This window comes from Sphingomonas mucosissima, from assembly GCF_002197665.1.
GTDB classification, from domain to species: Bacteria; Pseudomonadota; Alphaproteobacteria; order Sphingomonadales; family Sphingomonadaceae; genus Sphingomonas; species Sphingomonas mucosissima.
In genome coordinates this window covers 116957-132705 of the sequence record NZ_NBBJ01000002.1, presented here as the reverse complement: position 1 = coordinate 132705, position 15749 = coordinate 116957, and the positions used below count along the sequence as shown (strand labels likewise).

The window sequence follows — 15749 nt, the reverse complement described above, 5'->3', positions numbered from 1 at the left end:
CAAGTCATCCGGCTTAGATTGACGCTTGCCGCGGCCGGCTTATGGTAAAGCGAACGACTTATGATAGCGGGAGAGGGATCGTGGCGACGCTGGCGCACGACCGCGAGGCTTGGGCGGAACTGATCGACCTCGAGGCGCTCGCGCGCTGGATGGATGGCAAGGCCCTGGGCGACGGGCCGATCGAACATGCTGATACGCTGGGCGGTGGGACACAGAACATCCTGCTGCGCTTCGACCGTGCCGGCCGCACCTACGTCCTGCGCCGCCCGCCGCGCCGCCCCCGCCCCGAAAGCGACGAGGTGATGCGGCGCGAGATGAAGGTGCTGTCCGCCATCGCCGGATCGGACGTGCCGCACCCCGGCTTTATCGCCGGCGAGGGCGATCCCGCCGTGCTCGGCACTGCTTTCTACCTGATGGAGCCGATCGATGGCTTCAACGCCACCGTGGGCCTGCCGCCGCTCCACGCCGGCAGCGCGGAGGTGCGCCGCCAGATGGGTGAGGCGATCGTGGATGGCGCGGTGGCGCTGTCCCGCATCGACCCGCATGAGGCGGGGCTCGATGATCTCGGCAAGCTCGACGGGTGGCTGGAGCGGCAGGTGCCGCGCTGGCGCGCGCAGCTCGACGGCTATGCCAAGTTCGAAGGCTGGACCGGGCCCGACGCGCTGCCCGACGTGGAGGCGATCTGCGCTTGGCTGGAGGCGAACCGCCCGACGACGATGCAGCCCGGCCTGATCCACGGCGATTATCACCTCTCCAACGTCATGTACCGGCCCGATTCGCCCGCCCTTGCGGCGATCGTCGACTGGGAGCTGGCGACTCGCGGCGATCCGATGCTCGACCTCGGCTGGCTCACCGCCACCTGGCGCGATCCGGACGAGCCGCATCAGCGGCTGTCAGTGACGCCGTGGGAGGGTTTTCCTACCCTTGCCGAGATCGTCGATCGTTATCTTGCCGCGACGGGCCGCACCGCGGCGGAGGCGCGGTGGTACACGGTGCTGGCGCCGTTCAAGCTCGGTGCGATCCTGGAGGGAAGCCACGCGCGCGCTTGTGCCGGCCTGACGCCCAAGCCGATCGGCGACCAGCTGCACGCCCACACCATCTCCTTGTTCGAACGGGCGCTACGCCGGATCGACAAGCCGTTGATGTAGAGCCTCCCCAAGCACGGCTTGAGGAGGATTTCGCAGGATCTACTTCCCCGCGGCCAAGCGCTCCTCCGTCAGCGACAGCGCGGATCGCTCGCCCGGCTCGCTGGGCACGTCAGTGGCGAAATAGGCAATACCTGTCCCGGCGGCGCGATCCACCCACAAGCCCGATCGCAAGCCATAAGCCTCGCCCGCATGGCCGATCCGCCCCCGCTTGTCGCCAACCGGATCGTCGCGGCACGCCGGCAGCGGCGTCGCGGTGAAGCTGACGGCCAAGCCATAGCGGCAGTTGAACCCACCAGCCTGTATGCCGCTCTCCGCTTCCTCGTTCTGGACGCCATTGCGGCCGTTGAACGTCCACGCCGGCGTGGTCAGGGCGGCCATGGAGGCAGGAGACAGCAGCCGCACGCCATCAACCGCGCCGTCGCCGAGCAGCAAACGCCCGATCTTTGCCAGGCCGCGCATTGAGATGCGCAAGCCACCCTGCGGCGAGAAGTGGCTGCCATTGGTGCCCGGTCGCCACAGCGACAGATCGCAGGAGCCATCGCGCGCCGGCGTGACGGGGCAGCCGGCGACAAAGGCTGGCTCATCGCGAACGGCCTTGCCGTTTTCATACAGAACGACGGCGCGTGATTTCACCGCGAGGCTGCAGGTTGCCCAGTTGAAGCAAGCGTCAAGCGCAAGCGGCTGAAGGACCAGCCGCTGCATCAGTTGATCAAACCGCTCGCCGGTCGCTCGCTCCATCACGGCGGCGACCACGGGGAAATTCAGGTTGGTATAACGGAAGAAGCTGCCGGGCGGATGCTGCGCGTCCCACGCCTTCGGATCGGCCAATTTGTCCTGCAGCCGATCATCAAGTGCCAGCAGATAGCCGCCCGCGTCGGTCAGGCTCGACTGGTGCGACAACAGCAGCCGCAGGGTGATCGGCCTCTCGGGATAGGCCGGGTTGCGCAGCCGCCAGCCGAGCTGCCTCGAGACGTCCGCGTCCAGATCGAGCACCCCCTGCTCGACCAGGCGCATGACGCCGATCGCTGTCACCAGCTTCGAAATGGAGGCGATGCGGACCGGGTCGTCCGCGGTCACCGCGCGGCCAGCCTCGACGTCCGCCATGCCTGTCGTTTCGACCTGTACCTCGCCCTTGCGATCAAAGGCGACCCGAACGGTGGCGACCGGCATGGTCGCAGCGGCAATGGCGAGCAGGATCACGCGGCATTCTCCCTCGCCTGAACCCTCGCAACCCCCACACGCCTTGGCAATCGCCCCCGCGACAAAGAAAACGGTCGACTTAGTTCACCGGCGCGCTAGGCCATGCCGATGCTGCCGCACGAGCAGCGATCGGGAGGGGACTGCCACATGACCATCCTTCTGCACCAATATGACAGCTCACCCTTTTCGGAGAAGGTGCGCATTTGTCTCGGCATCAAGCAGCTATCCTGGGCAGCGGTGGATCAGCCGGTGATCATGCCCAAGCCGGATCTGCTGGCGCTCACCGGGGCATATCGCCGGATCCCGGTGATGCAGATCGGCGCGGACATTTACTGCGACAGCGTTCTGATCGTCCGCGAGCTTGAACGCCGCTTCCCGGAACGCACGCTCTTTCCTGCGCGCACGCCCGGGATCGACCAAGCGCTGGCGCAATGGACCGACCGGTCCTTCTTCCAGGCCGCGGTGGCGGTGATCTTCGGCGGGCTGGGCGATGCCGTCGATCCCGCGTTCAAGAAGGATCGCGAACAGCTCAGCGGCCAGCCCTTCGATCCCGCCGCCATGCGGGCAGCCGTGCCGCACATGGCCGGGCAGCTGCGCGCCCATGCCGCGCTGATCAGCGAGCAACTGGGCGATGGCCGTGCCTTTCTGTCGGGCGAGGAGCCGGGGCTGATCGACGCCACGTGCTATTACAATCTGTGGTTCGTGCGCTCCTTCCACGCGCCGGGCGCAGCGGCGTTCGAGGATTTGCCGGGGCTCAGTGCCTGGTATGACCGGGTTCGCGGCATCGGCCATGGTGATCGCAGTTCGGCGACGCGGGAAGACGCTATTGCCGCCGCGCGCGACGCCACACCGGCCGAGGCCTCGGTCCTTCCCGCGGACGCGGCGCTGGCCGGGCAGGACGTCACCGTTGCCGCGACCGATTACGGGCGCGATCCGATCCGCGGCAAGCTGGTGGGGTCGTCGCACCATCATTGGTCCATCGCGCGCGAGGATGCGCGCGCCGGATCTGTCGTGGTCCACGTTCCCAGGCTGACCTTCTCGCTGACACGGGCACACTGAGCGCAGAAGTTTTCGTCACCGGGTGGCCCAAGTCACAGCGATTTGCGCGGAGGAACGCAACGATCAGTAAACACTAAAGCGTCATAAGTGCGGTCGTGAGCTCACCGTCAACCCAGCGCCCCATGCCTGTGTCGCTTCGGCAGTTGCTTGGCATTCGTGAAGGCGACGACCCGGTTTTCTGGAGTCGCCTGCGCGCGACGCAGTTGTTTGCCGGCCGTCGCTTGGCGCCTCTGGTGCTGGCAGCGAACCTGATGAGCGGCGTGGCGATCGTTATGCTGTTCCAGCACGCGCTGCCCGCCTGGTGGCTCGCCAGCTGGTTTGCCGCATTGATCGCGATCGCCGCAACGGTGACGGTCCGGCGGCTGCGCACCCGCCACCTGGAAGAAGGCTATGCCTCTATCCAGGACTTGCGCGACACGGCGCTCGAAGGGCTCGCCCTGGCGGCGATGTGGAGCTTTCCGCCGCTGGTCTTTGCGTCATTGGCGCCGCAATTCACCTTTGGCCTGTGGATGGTCCTGTCGGTGCTGATGGCCGCGGTCGCCTATGCCATGGCCCCGCTGGTGCTTGCGGCTTTGGCGTTCATCGGCGGGGTGGCGTTCACGGCATCGCTGCTGCTGCTGCTGCAACAGCAATTCCTGACGGCCGGAGCCACCATGATGCTGGGCGCGTTCCTGGCGGCCACTTGCCTGGCCCGGGCGCGCTTCCTGCTGATGCTGCGCGCGTTCGAGATGAACCTGTCGGAAAGCCACGAGACCGTCAGCCTGCTCCTCGGCGAGTTCGAGGACAGCGGTGCCGACTGGCTGTGGGAAACCGATTCGCAGCGCCGCTTGTGCAAGGTGAGCCCGCGCCTCGCCCATGCGCTGGGCAGCACGCCCGAGCAATTGGACGGCATGCCCGTGCTTCAGGCGCTGGCTGGTGCGAGTTGGGAGACCGGCGACTTCGCGCCCGCGCTTCGCCTGCTTGCCGACAAGCTGAAGCGGCGCGAGGCGTTTCGCGATCTCTCGCTGCCGTTGACGGTGAATGGCGAGCAGCGCTGGTGGGAGATCACCGCCAACCCGCGTCTCGACGATCGCGGCCAGTATGTCGGCTTCCGCGGCGTCGGGTCGGATGTGACCGAACAGCGCGCCTCGGCGGACAAGATCAACCGGATGGCGCGCTTTGACGCGCTGACCGGACTGCCGAATCGCCTGCTGGTCAACGAAGCGCTTGGCCGCGCGCTGGCCGAGGCGGAGCGCTGGGGCAGCCGCGCCGCGTTCATGATGATCGATCTCGACCGCTTCAAGGCCGTGAACGACACGCTCGGCCATCCGATCGGGGATCGCCTGCTCGGCCGCGTTTCGGAACGGCTGGCGGAACTGATCACCGAGAACGAACTGATCGGGCGCCTGGGCGGCGACGAATTTGCCGTGGTCATGAACGATGCCACCGACGCCAGCCGCGTCGAGAAGCTGGCGCAGCGCATCATCGAGACGCTTTCACGCCCGTATGAGGTGGACCAGCACACGCTGTACATCGGCGCCTCCGTGGGTGTTGCGACCTCGCCGCGCGACGGGCGCACAGCCGAAACGCTGATCCGCTCGGCGGATTTGGCGCTGTATCGCTCCAAGGATGCAGGCGGCGGCGTCTTCCACGCCTATGAGCCGCAGCTCCACGCCGATGCCGAGGAGCGCCGCGTGCTTGAAATGGCGCTGCGCAGGGCGCTGGAGAAAGGCGAGCTTCACCTCGATTACCAGCCGGTGGTTGATGCCGCGAGTGAGCGGCTGGTCGGCTTCGAAGCGCTGCTGCGCTGGTGCAGCCCGGAACATGGGACCATCTCGCCGGCGAAGTTCATCCCGATCGCCGAGGAAACGCGGCTGATCGGCCCGATCGGCGAGTGGGTCGTGCGCACAGCGTGTGAGGAGGCCGCGCATTGGCCCGACGACGTGCGGGTCGCCGTCAACGTGTCCCCCGAACAGTTGCACAACCCGAATTTCGGCGCGGTGGTCGCCCAATCGCTGGCCACAAGCCGCCTTTCGCCGCATCGGCTGGAGCTTGAGGTCACCGAAAGCGTTTTCATGCGCGAGGCCACGAGCGCGGTTCAGGCGCTGGAGCGCATCCTGGAACTCGGCGTGCGGCTCAGCCTGGATGACTTTGGCACCGGCTATTCTTCGCTCGGCTATCTCTCCCGCACGCGTTTTTCCACCATCAAGATCGATCGCAGCTTCGTGACCGGTGCGTCGCGCGGGGTGCCCGAAGCGCTGGCGATCATTCGCGCCGTGGTGGCCCTCGCCAACAGCCTTGGCATGGCCACGACAGCGGAAGGCGTGGAGACCGCCGACGAGCTGGCGCTGATTCGCGTGCTCGGCTGCTCCAAGATCCAGGGCTATCACTTCGGCCGTCCGCTCCCGGTCGCCGAAGCACGCGCGATCGCGCTTCGCAACAGATCCGCAACGCGCGCGGCTTGAACAGCGCGGCGCGCGCCGCTAAGGGCGATGCTACTGCAGGGGTGTAGCTCAGCTGGTTAGAGCGTCGGTCTCCAAAACCGAAGGCCCTCGGTTCGAATCCGAGCTCCCCTGCCAGCCTTTTCACGGTTCGGCCGATCGGCCGGGAATTACTGCGTGCGGGTGTTCACCTGCGCCCGTCTGGCCGGAAAACCAATGAAACCCCTGCCCCTGATCCTTGCCTGCGCCCTTGTGCTGACGGGGTGCGACTCGGCGCCCGCTCCGGTGCCGGTCGCCGCGTCGGACGATCAGAACAACGCCGACGCCGAACTGTGCGGGGGCCTCACCACGGCGAGCGAAAGCGGCAACAGCTCGCTGCGCGCCGCCTTTGTCTCAACGCCCGAAGGACGCGAATACGGCGGCGGCGTAATCCGCGAGCTCGTTGATACCGGGGGTTACCGCTTTGCTGGGGCCGACATGGTGGGAGCCACGTGCTACGCTTATGCCGAGGCTCGGGGCGAGCAATGGGGCAAGCCGTTCAACCTTGCCTGGCGCTGTCCGGTGAAGATGGTGAGCGACAATCCGGCCGAAGCGGGGAAGTCCGTGCTGGAGGTGGTCGAGGATCGCGAATGCGACCTGGACACGCAGCGCGGCGCGCCCAAGGTTCGCGATGTATCGGTGGAATTGATCCGCCAGTAAAAGGGGCTCGGGAGCGAAAACCGCTCTCCCCTTGCTCTTGCACCTGTGCGGCGCTATCTCGCCGGTCGCATCCGACAGCGCGGACGGCCCCTTCACCGTTTCCTCACAAGGGAAGCGGTAGAGAGGTTATGCCCCGCATCGGACGGAACGAATAAAAGGCAAGGCACGTGGCGAAGACGTCCCCGATCGAATTCATCAACCAGGTTCGCGCCGAGACCAAGAAGGTCGTCTGGCCGAGCCGGCGCGAGACGATCATGACCGGCGTCATGGTGATGATCATGACAACGATCCTGGCGCTCTTCTTCCTCGGCGTGGACACGGCGTTCAATGCGATCGTCAACGCGCTGCTGAGCCTGGCCAAGTAACAGGAAGGACGCGTCCCCACATGGCACGCTGGTACATCATCCACGCTTATTCCGGCTTTGAAGGCAAGGTTCGCGACGCGATCATGGCCGAAGCCAGTCGCATGGGCCTGGAGCAGCTCGTGGAGCGCATCGAAGTGCCGACCGAAACGGTGCAGGAAGCGCGCCGCGGCAAGAAGATCCAAGTCGAGCGCAAGTTTATGCCCGGCTATGTGCTCGCCAAGCTCGACATGACCGACCAGGTCTATCACCTCGTCAAGAACACGCCCAAGGTGACGGGCTTCCTTGGCTCCTCGGGCAAGCCGCAGGCGATCAGCGAGGCGGAAGCCACGCGCATGCTGAACAGCAAGGAAGAGGCTGCAGCGGCGCCCAAGGCGAAGATGAAGGTCGACTTCGAGATCGGCGATGCCGTCAAGGTTCTTGAAGGTCCGTTCGCGAGCTTCAACGGCACTGTCGAGGAACTGGATTTCGACAAGTCCAAGGTGAAGGTGTCGGTGTCGATCTTCGGCCGTGCCACGCCGGTGGAGCTCGATTTCGAACAGGTCGAGCGCAGCAAGTAATTTTATCGGGGAGCGCCAGTCGCTCCCCTTCTTCTATCTGCGCCGTGCCTGCCCAGCTTTTCGAGCCAGGGGCGCAGCACCAGCGCATTGGCATCCACCACCGTGTGGAGCAGCATCGCCAGCCACAACAGGCCGGTGGCGAGATACAGCCACCCCAGCACCGCGCCGACGATTGCGACCGCGCCCATGCTGAGCGCCCCCTGATAGCGATGCGCCAACGTGAACGCCGCCCAGCCGAGCAGGCAGCCGGCCACGCCGCTGCCCGTGATCATCGCGGTGAGCAGCGGGATCAGCAGGCGGAAGAACAATTCCTCGCCGATCCCAGCCGCCGCGGCGAGCAGCAGGGCAGGCCCCGCCTCCGCACGGGTCGTCGCGACCGCTGGTGAGCGATACATGGTGGCAAAGCGTAGCCACCCGCGCCGCGCCATTACGATCACCGCCAGCGCGCCCAGGACAAATCCAGCGCCGAGCGACCAGCCCACCGAAACAAGAGCGTCGACCGGCAGCGGGGCGATGCCCACCAGGCGCGCCGCCTCGCCAAGCTCGACAGGTAGATCGGTCAGCGCCTCAGGCCGGCCGAGCAGCGCCAGCGCGACCAGCGCCGTGGCGCCATAGGTGACGAAGATGCCGAGCGCCCAACCCAAGGTCGAGCGCGGGCGAGAGGCGGATCGCCCGCGAGCCGCGCGGGCGATCCGCGCCGCGAGGCTCCGCTTGGTCCACCAGCCGTGCGCCAGCAGGCCGAGCGCGGCAAAAAGCAGCGCTGCGGCCAGCATCCGCTAGCTACCCGGAATCAACGGTCGAGCCGATGCTCACCCTTCACCCAGCGGACAGTGCCCGAGGACGCGCGCATCACGACGCTTTCGGTCGTCATGGTCTTGCCGCGCCGCTTCACGCCTTCAAGCAGCGAACCATCGGTCACGCCGGTGGCGGCGAAGATGCAATCGCCTTTCGCCAGCTCCTTCAGGTCATATTGCTTGTCGAGATCGGTGATGCCCCACTTGCGGGCACGGGCGCGCTCGTCCTCGTTGCGGAACAGCAGCCGTCCCTTGAACTGGCCACCGACGCAGCGCAGCGCGGCGCAGGCCAGCACGCCCTCCGGTGCGCCGCCCGAACCCATATACACATCGATGGTGGTGTCCGGATCGGTTGTGGCGATCACGCCCGCCACGTCGCCGTCACCGATCAGCACCACGCCGCAGCCGATCGAGCGCAGCTCGGCGATCAGCTTTTCATGGCGCGGGCGATCGAGGACGCACGCAATGATCTCGTTCGGGCGAACGCCCTTGGCGGCGGCGATCGCCTCGATATTCTGCGTCGGGGTGCGATCGAGATCGATCACGCCGTCCGGAAGGCCGGGGCCGACGGCCAGCTTTTCCATGTAGACGTCGGGCGCGTTCAGGAGGCAGCCTTCCTCGCCAATCGCCAGCACGGCCAAGCTGTTCGGCCCGGCCTTGGCGCAAATGGTGGTGCCCTCCAGCGGATCGAGCGCGATGTCGATCTTGGGGCCAGTGCCCTGTGCCGCGCCGACCTTCTCGCCAATGAACAGCATCGGCGCCTCGTCCCGCTCGCCCTCGCCGATCACCACCGTGCCATCGATGTCGAGGGTGTTGAGCGCCTCGCGCATGGCCTCAACGGCGGCGGCGTCCGCCGCCTTTTCGTCGCCGCGCCCGATCAGGCTGGAGGCACCGATCGCCGCCGCTTCCGTGACGCGCACCATCTCGAGCACCAGGACGCGATCGAGCACCTTGCTGGCTGTCGGCATTGAATTCCCCCAAAATCCTTTGTTTCAGAGGAGCGATAGGCGGCTCGCGTTGCGGTGTCGAGACAGCGCTTGCCGCTATACGGCGGGCGGGCGACAAGTGGATGCATGGCAAAGCTGAAGGTCTATCGAACGCCGGCCGGGTTCCACGATGCCTATGTCGCGGCGCCAAGCCAAAAGGCGGCGCTCGCTGCATGGGGCAGCGATGCCAACCTGTTCGCACGCGGGATGGCCGAAGTGGTGAGCGATCCGGCGCTCACCCGTGAGCCCCTCGCCCACCCCGGCGAGGTGATCCGCGTCGCTCGCACCATGGCCGACGCGCCAGATGATCCCCTGGTGCCGGCGCGGGCAACCGGACGGAGCAAAGCGAGCTCGCGTGCCGACAGGCCCGCACCGCCAGCAAAACCAAAGCCAAAGCCGAAACCGAGTCGCGCGGCGCCGGACAAGGCGGAGGCCGCGCTTGAAGCGGCCGAGACGCGCCAGGCGGAGGAGCGGGCGCAGTTGAAGCGCGAAGAACAAGAGCTGGCGGCGCGGCGGCGCGCGTTGGACAAGGCGCAGGCCAAGGAACGTACGGAGCTGGATCGCGCCCGGATAAAGGCGCGCGAGGCTTATGAGGCTGCGCTGGAAGAATGGCGGATCGACTAAACTGTCCGGAAACGGACGCCGCTCGTGCGAAAACGGACAATGCGGCAGCGGCACGAGCAGCGCCGATGCCGCCGCTATCAACGCTCACCGCCGGTGTGATCCGCCTCTTTGACTTGGCCTGAAGATTGCGTACCGCCGTTCATGGGAGAGTATCGGGGGATGGTTACCATGCGTGTCGCACTGGCTGCCGTCGTGGCAGTCGCAGGGATTGCGGCACCGGCGTTGGCGCAAACTGCCGATACCACGGGGCGGACTGTTTACGAGGCCGCGTTCTTTCAGCAGTTCCAGCCGGCCAATGCGCTAGAGGTCGTTCGCCGCGTTCCCGGCTTCACACTCGAACAGGTGGAGGAGGACGTGCGCGGCTTTGGTAGCGCCGCGGGCAATGTCGTCATCAACGGTCAGCGGCCTTCATCGAAAAGCGACACGATCGAAGTCGTTCTCGCACGCATTCCCGGCACCCGCGTTGCTCGCGTCGAGGTCGGCCCTGGTACCGCCTTTGGTGCGGAATATAGCGGCAAGGCGCAGGTGGTGAACCTGATCCTCACCGGCGATGGCGGGCTTGCGGGAACGGTGACGGGCGCGTTGCGGCGCCAGTACGATGGCGCGCACCTTCCCGAGGGCAGCGTCTCCACGCTCCTGCGCCGCGGCAGCTCGACGTTCAACGCCTCCGTTGCGGTCATCAACAACGAGACCACTGAGGAGGGTTACGACACGCTGCGGGCATTGCCGTCCGGCGACCTCCTGGAATATCGCCGCAAGATCAACACGGTTCGGTCTCCCAACGTGTCGGTGTCGGGTTCATGGGACTATAACGCATCACAGTTCGAAACCGGCCGGTTCAATGCGCGCTATGCGATTGATCGCTTTCGCCTGAGCCAGACCAACGATGTTCTTCCGGTCGGCGGCACGGCACGGGACGATCGGCTGAACCAGCGGTTCCATTTCGACGAATGGGAAGTCGGCGGCGACGTTCAGCGGCCGCTGCTGGGCGGCGGAGTTAAGCTGATCGGCCTTGCAACCCGACGCGACCGCATCAACCGCGAACGCTTCCTTCTGCGAGTCCGCAGTGATGTGATCGGCGGCAATGAGCAGCAAGTGCGAAGCCGGCGCGACGAGGCGGTATTGCGCGGATTGTGGACACGGCCCGATCTGAATGGCTGGTCGGTGGAAACCGGCGTGGAGGGAGCAATCAACCGCCTGCGCAGCAAGGTTGACCTGTTTGGCTTCGCCCAAAACGGCGCACCGACCCGCATCGACCTACCGGTGGATGATGCAACCGTTACCGAGCACCGGGCCGAAGCCTTCGCCAACGCCACCCGGTCGCTGACCGCCAAGCTGCGCATGGACTTGGCGCTCAACTATGAAGTCTCTCGCCTGACGGTTGCCGGAGATGCCGATGCGGAGCGTTCGCTGCGCTTCTTCAAGCCCAAGCTGAACCTCGATTGGCGCCCCGGCGATGGATGGCGCGCACAGGCATCGATCGCGCGCACGGTGGCGCAATTGCGGTTCGAAGATTTCATCAGCGCGGCCGAGCTGGCGAATGAGCGGGTAAATGGCGGCAACGCCGAACTGGTACCACAGCGCTCCTGGGAAGCGCTTGCCACCATCGAGAAACAGGTGCTTGGCGACGGGCTCGTGAAAATCGAACTTGGCTATACCCGAACGTCGCTGGTGCAGGATCGCGTGCCAACGCCCGAAGGCTTCGATGCACCCGGCAATTTGGGGGATGGCACCAGCAAGATTGCGCGCGCCACCTTTGACGTGCCCCTGTCGCGGCTCGCCATCAAGGGCGGGCGCATATCGGGGCGCCTGAGCTACCTCGGCACGTCCGTGCGCGATCCTTACACAGGCCGGCAGCGGCCGTTCTCCGGCACCTCTCCCTTTATCTATGAAGTCAACTGGCGGCAGGACCTGGGTGATTTCGCCTGGGGCGTCGGTTTCTCCGGGGACGACCCATTTACCTTCTATCGCCGCGATGAGCTCGACACGCTGTATCCCGGTAACCCCTACATCACCGCGTTTGCCGAATACCGGCCGGCACGCAGCACCACCGTGACGCTCAGCGTCGACAATCTCAGCGATATCAGTACGCGGCGCGGGCGCCTGTTCTTCGCGCCGGACCGCCGGACGCCGTCACCGTTCCGGGTGGAAGATCGCGTCCGCAATCAGCACATCCTGCCGTATCTGACGATCAAGCATAATTTCGGCTGAGCGCGGGCTGCGCGGCTCGGCGCGGCGGGACAGCCACTCCCGCCCGGACCTCGTATCTGATAGCCGGTTGCCGATGCCGCCCGTTGATCTTCTCCCGGTACTCGCACCCTGGTTTGACCTTGCCGGACTTGCTCTGTTCGCCGCCTCGGGCGCGCTCGCGGCCGCACGGCGCGGGCAGACGATGGTGACGCTGGCCTTTTTTGCACTTATCACGGGCGTGGGGGGCGGCACGCTTCGCGATCTGTTGATCGGCGCTCCCGTATTCTGGATTGTCGACAGCCGGGCCGCTGCCGTATGCTTGTCGGCCGCGGTCGTGATCTGGGTGACGCCCGAGCGCTGGTGGCGCGGCGCGGCGCTGGACTGGTTCGACGCGGTCGGCCTTGCCGCCTACGCCGTCTATGGCGCCGCCAAGGCGCTGGGCTATGGCGTGCCGCCAGTGCCCGCCTTCCTGATGGGCGTGGTCACCGCCTGCGTCGGCGGCATCATTCGCGACGTGCTGGCGGGCGAGCCGTCGATCCTGATGCGCCCGGAGCTCTATGTAACGGCGGCGGCGCTTGCCTCGGCCTTGTTCATCGGCCTGACTTTGTTGGGGGTCGGCGGTGCCGTGGCCGCGCTGGTCGCCGCGAGCGCCGGCTTTGCGCTTCGGGCAGCGGCGATGCGCTGGCAAATCCACCTCCCCGCCTATCGCCAGCGGCGTTAACAGGCGGCCGACGAGCGCGCGGAGCGCCCCGGCGTGATCAGGCCCGGACCATGCCGACGTCCGCAAAGCGGCGTGGCTCGGCCGGCGGCACCATGCTTTCGTTCAGCTCGCACTGCCAGAAGCCGACATCCACCCACTGCCCCTGCTTGTACCCGACCTCGCGATACGTGCCCGCGCGGCGAAAACCGGCCGCCTCGTGCAGCGCAACCGACCTGTCGTTCGGCAGTGCAATTGCCCCGATCGCTTGGGTGAAGGACTGCGCGCGCAGTGTAGCAATGAGCGTCCCGTAAAGCAGCCGCCCAACTCCTTGCCGTTGAACCGAGCTGGCCAGATAGATCGACGTCTCGACCACGAAACGATACGCCGCCCGCTCACGAAAACGCGCGGCATACGCATAACCCACCACGGCCGCGTCCTCGCCCGCGCCGGATGCCGCCACCAGCCAGGGATACAGCCCATCGGAAGCCGCCATCCGCTGGCGCATCTGCGGCATGTCCGGTGCCTCGGTCTCGAACGACACGGTGCCGGACAGGACATGCGGGGCGTAGATCGCCGCAATAGGAGCAGCGTCGGCCGGCGCGGCAGCCCGAATGGCAATCATGATCCGGCCTCCTTCTGTCAGCGTCAGCGTCAGCCGTGCAGCCCGGCGAACGGCGTCAGCGCTGCTCCACGGCGATCGCGAGGTCCGTGATACCGGCCGCGTGAACGACACCCGGTCCAGCACCGAACCCAGGCCCCTACAGAGTCCCGCGCAGACGGGCGCGGCGGGGCGCTACTCCCACCATCGCCTGCGTACCGTAAATGCTCAATTCGCCCGCGCCGCCTGCGCGGCAACGCACATCGATCGACTGCACATCCGCGAGGCGCGCAACCATCCGTCGTGCTTCTGCCATGGAGCCGGCATCCACCGGCTTGCCGCCGATCGTCACGCGATCAAGCACGGCGCTCGTGGCGGACAGCGGCGCCGTGGTCACCTGCACTTCATAAACGATGGCGTCACAGGTGAACCGCCCGCTCAGCATGCGCGGCGAGGCCGGCTGGACCGGCGCGGCCGCCTGCAGCGCCAGCATGAGCGCCGGGATCACAGCCCGATCCGGGCTATCAGCATATCAAGGAGTCGCTGATCGCCGGCGACCGTTTGCGCAGGGCCGACCGGGCCGCATTCGAGACAGCGGGCCTGGATGCCGCCGCCCGTCGCCAGCCGGCGCACGTCGCCTGCGGCGCGGGCCAGCATCTGCCGCTGTTCCCACGCGATCCGCGCCATGACGTCGCTCGGCGCACTGCCGCTTTCATCGTCGCTCTTGCCGATCTGTTGCGCTAGCTGCGCCGCCCAGCCGGGCTTCTTTTCCAGATACACCGGCTTCGCCTTTGCCGGATCAAGCTTGGCGCGCTTCGCCGCTTCCTTCACCGCATCGTCCAGCGTGCCGAAGCGATCGACCAAGCCGATCTGCCGCGCCGTGCCGCCCTCCCAGACGCGGCCCTGCGCGATCTCGTCGACCCGCGCGACCGGCAGCTTGCGGGATTGCGACACCTCCGAAAGGAACCGGCGATAGACCTGCTCGATCGTTGCCTGGAGCATGGTGCTGGTTTCATCGTTGATCCCACCCAGGATGTCCGGCTGGCCGCCCAGCGGCGTCAGCTTCACGCCATCACTGGTGATGCCGATCTTCGCGAGGCTCTTCTCAAAGGACGGAAGGATGCCGAACACACCGATCGAGCCGGTAATCGTGCCCGGATCGGCGAAGATCACCTCGCCTGGCAGCGATACCCAATAGCCGCCTGACGCAGCGACGCCGCCCATCGAGACGACGATCGGCAACCCGCGCCGCTTCGCCTCCAACACCGCCTGGCGGATGCGTTCGGACGCCATCACCGACCCACCCGGCGAATCGACCCGCACCACCAGAGCCTTCAGCTTCTTTTCGGCCAGGCCATCGAGAATGTACTTCGCAACGGTATCGCCCCCGGCGGTGCCGGCCCGCGCCTTGCCATCCACGATCTCGCCAGCGACGGTCACGACACCGATCTCGCCATCGTCGGGCGCAGGCTTTGCCTGCACATATGCGGCATAAGCGATCTGCTTGAACGAGCCCGCCGGTTTGTCCTTCTCGGCGCCGGCGATCTCGGCCACCCGGCGACCAAAGGAGAGCCGGTCTCCCAGTTTATCGACCAGACCGGTCGACAGGCTGGCTTGCGCAATGTCGCCATTCGCCGCTTGGGCAATACGGCCGGGCTGCGTCAGCCACCCGTCGATCCGGGCTTTTGGCCGCGCCTGCGCCACGGCATTTTTCCACTGTTCGAACAGCGAGCCATAGAGCGCCTGCGACGCGGCGCGCGCTTCCGGGCTTTCGTCAGCGCGCGTATACGGCTCGATCGCGGACTTGAACTTGCCGACCCGATAAACGTGCGTGGTGACGCCGAGCTTGTCGATCAGCCCCTTGTAGTAAAGCCGGTTGCGACCCGGGCCGCCGAACACCGTGCCGCCCATCCGATCCAGCCAGATCTCGCTGGCAGCGGCGGCGAGCCGGTAGCCGCCATCGGTGTAGGCGGTGGCATAGGCCAGCACCGGCTTTCCGCTCTGCCGCACCCGCACCAGCGCCTCGGCTACTTCGCCGAGCGCAGCGGGATACGCGCCGCCGAAGCGGTCGAGATCGAGCACGATCGCCTTCACCCGCGAATCCGTCCGCGCCGCGTTGATCGCGTGCACCACGTCGCGCAGCCGATACTGACGGCCAATCTGCTGGCCAGAGACGAGCGCCAGCGGCGCGACCTCCTCCGGCTGCTCCACGATCGGCCCGTCCAGGTCGAGCACCAGTGCGCCGTCCTTGATCGAAGGCGTGCTGGGGCGGCTGTTCAGCGCGGCAAACAGCAGCGCGAAGAACAACAGCATGGCCACGAGCACCAGCGCGTCCTTGATGCCGACCAGCAGTTTCCACGCGCCGCGCACAAGCTTCATCATGTTTTCCCGGAAAATCTGCCGTTGGTT

15 protein-coding genes and 1 tRNA gene are annotated in these 15749 nt (G+C 66.5%); 10 read left to right on the top strand and 6 right to left on the bottom strand.

Going from position 1 to position 15749, the window contains the following annotated elements:
* Positions 1–80: 80 nt before the first annotated feature.
* Complete coding sequence (locus tag SPMU_RS07775; protein WP_245832900.1) at positions 81–1148, top strand: phosphotransferase family protein; 1068 nt, start codon at positions 81–83, stop codon at positions 1146–1148.
* A 39-nt stretch (positions 1149–1187) separates the two neighbouring features.
* Here SPMU_RS07775 and SPMU_RS07770 read toward each other — a convergent pair whose 3' ends face one another.
* Positions 1188–2348 carry a serine hydrolase domain-containing protein gene (locus tag SPMU_RS07770; protein ID WP_245832897.1) on the bottom strand — a complete coding sequence of 387 codons (1161 nt, stop codon included), beginning with the start codon at positions 2346–2348 and terminating at the stop codon, positions 1188–1190.
* Positions 2349–2495: 147 nt separating this feature from the next.
* Here SPMU_RS07770 and SPMU_RS07765 point away from each other — a divergent pair, with 147 nt between their 5' ends.
* From SPMU_RS07765 to nusG, 6 genes are all read left to right on the top strand, one after another.
* Positions 2496–3407, top strand: a complete 912-nt coding sequence (locus SPMU_RS07765) for a glutathione S-transferase family protein (protein ID WP_088333321.1) — start codon at positions 2496–2498, stop codon at positions 3405–3407.
* Between the two features lie 122 nt (positions 3408–3529).
* Positions 3530–5851 carry a putative bifunctional diguanylate cyclase/phosphodiesterase gene (locus tag SPMU_RS07760; RefSeq protein WP_088333320.1) on the top strand — a complete coding sequence of 774 codons (2322 nt, stop codon included), beginning with the start codon at positions 3530–3532 and terminating at the stop codon, positions 5849–5851.
* Positions 5852–5888: 37 nt separating this feature from the next.
* Positions 5889–5965, top strand: a tRNA-Trp gene (locus SPMU_RS07755).
* A 78-nt stretch (positions 5966–6043) separates the two neighbouring features.
* On the top strand, positions 6044–6526 hold the full coding sequence (locus tag SPMU_RS07750) for a hypothetical protein (RefSeq protein WP_088333319.1): 483 nt from the start codon (positions 6044–6046) through the stop codon (positions 6524–6526).
* A gap of 167 nt (positions 6527–6693) precedes the next feature.
* Positions 6694–6891, top strand: a complete 198-nt coding sequence (secE, locus tag SPMU_RS07745) for a preprotein translocase subunit SecE (RefSeq protein ID WP_088333318.1) — start codon at positions 6694–6696, stop codon at positions 6889–6891.
* A gap of 20 nt (positions 6892–6911) precedes the next feature.
* Positions 6912–7448 (top strand): transcription termination/antitermination protein NusG, encoded by a 537-nt coding sequence (gene nusG, locus SPMU_RS07740; RefSeq protein WP_088333317.1) that lies wholly within the window; start codon positions 6912–6914, stop codon positions 7446–7448.
* 2 nt (positions 7449–7450) lie between these two features.
* Here the strand turns inward: nusG and SPMU_RS07735 are convergent, their stop codons facing one another.
* Together SPMU_RS07735 and glpX are read right to left on the bottom strand one after the other, a co-directional pair.
* Positions 7451–8221, bottom strand: coding sequence for a CPBP family intramembrane glutamic endopeptidase (locus SPMU_RS07735; RefSeq protein ID WP_088333316.1), 771 nt, complete (start codon positions 8219–8221; stop codon positions 7451–7453).
* 17 nt (positions 8222–8238) lie between these two features.
* On the bottom strand, positions 8239–9210 hold the full coding sequence (gene glpX / locus SPMU_RS07730; RefSeq protein WP_088333315.1) for a class II fructose-bisphosphatase: 972 nt from the start codon (positions 9208–9210) through the stop codon (positions 8239–8241).
* A gap of 105 nt (positions 9211–9315) precedes the next feature.
* Here glpX and SPMU_RS07725 point away from each other — a divergent pair, with 105 nt between their 5' ends.
* From SPMU_RS07725 to SPMU_RS07715, 3 genes are all read left to right on the top strand, one after another.
* Positions 9316–9852 carry a hypothetical protein gene (locus SPMU_RS07725; RefSeq protein ID WP_088333314.1) on the top strand — a complete coding sequence of 179 codons (537 nt, stop codon included), beginning with the start codon at positions 9316–9318 and terminating at the stop codon, positions 9850–9852.
* Between the two features lie 168 nt (positions 9853–10020).
* A complete protein-coding gene (locus tag SPMU_RS07720; protein WP_140418428.1) occupies positions 10021–12063 on the top strand; it encodes a TonB-dependent receptor domain-containing protein in 2043 nt (680 codons plus the stop codon).
* 73 nt (positions 12064–12136) lie between these two features.
* Positions 12137–12763 (top strand): trimeric intracellular cation channel family protein, encoded by a 627-nt coding sequence (locus SPMU_RS07715; RefSeq protein ID WP_088333312.1) that lies wholly within the window; start codon positions 12137–12139, stop codon positions 12761–12763.
* 37 nt (positions 12764–12800) lie between these two features.
* Here the strand turns inward: SPMU_RS07715 and SPMU_RS07710 are convergent, their stop codons facing one another.
* From SPMU_RS07710 to sppA, 3 genes are all read right to left on the bottom strand, one after another.
* Complete coding sequence (locus tag SPMU_RS07710) at positions 12801–13364, bottom strand: GNAT family N-acetyltransferase (RefSeq protein WP_088333655.1); 564 nt, start codon at positions 13362–13364, stop codon at positions 12801–12803.
* Between the two features lie 136 nt (positions 13365–13500).
* The gene (locus SPMU_RS07705; RefSeq protein WP_088333311.1) at positions 13501–13848 is read right to left on the bottom strand and encodes a hypothetical protein; all 348 of its coding nucleotides are present in this window, start codon (positions 13846–13848) and stop codon (positions 13501–13503) included.
* Positions 13845–15719, bottom strand: coding sequence for a signal peptide peptidase SppA (gene sppA / locus SPMU_RS07700; protein ID WP_088333654.1), 1875 nt, complete (start codon positions 15717–15719; stop codon positions 13845–13847). Before sppA ends, SPMU_RS07705 begins: the two co-directional genes overlap by 4 nt.
* Positions 15720–15749: the final 30 nt, after the last annotated feature.

What these genes read in the sequence shown, in the direction of transcription:
- SPMU_RS07765 (WP_088333321.1), top strand. Translation starts at nt 2,496, where the DNA reads ATGACCATCCTTCTGCACCAATATGACAGCTCACCCTTTTCGGAGAAG.
- SPMU_RS07760 (WP_088333320.1), top strand. Translation starts at nt 3,530, where the DNA reads ATGCCTGTGTCGCTTCGGCAGTTGCTTGGCATTCGTGAAGGCGACGAC.
- SPMU_RS07750 (WP_088333319.1), top strand. Translation starts at nt 6,044, where the DNA reads ATGAAACCCCTGCCCCTGATCCTTGCCTGCGCCCTTGTGCTGACGGGG.
- nusG (WP_088333317.1), top strand. Translation starts at nt 6,912, where the DNA reads ATGGCACGCTGGTACATCATCCACGCTTATTCCGGCTTTGAAGGCAAG.
- SPMU_RS07735 (WP_088333316.1), bottom strand. Translation starts at nt 8,221, where the DNA reads ATGCTGGCCGCAGCGCTGCTTTTTGCCGCGCTCGGCCTGCTGGCGCAC.
- glpX (WP_088333315.1), bottom strand. Translation starts at nt 9,210, where the DNA reads ATGCCGACAGCCAGCAAGGTGCTCGATCGCGTCCTGGTGCTCGAGATG.
- SPMU_RS07725 (WP_088333314.1), top strand. Translation starts at nt 9,316, where the DNA reads ATGGCAAAGCTGAAGGTCTATCGAACGCCGGCCGGGTTCCACGATGCC.
- SPMU_RS07720 (WP_140418428.1), top strand. Translation starts at nt 10,021, where the DNA reads ATGCGTGTCGCACTGGCTGCCGTCGTGGCAGTCGCAGGGATTGCGGCA.
- SPMU_RS07715 (WP_088333312.1), top strand. Translation starts at nt 12,137, where the DNA reads ATGCCGCCCGTTGATCTTCTCCCGGTACTCGCACCCTGGTTTGACCTT.
- SPMU_RS07710 (WP_088333655.1), bottom strand. Translation starts at nt 13,364, where the DNA reads ATGATTGCCATTCGGGCTGCCGCGCCGGCCGACGCTGCTCCTATTGCG.
- sppA (WP_088333654.1), bottom strand. Translation starts at nt 15,719, where the DNA reads ATGAAGCTTGTGCGCGGCGCGTGGAAACTGCTGGTCGGCATCAAGGAC.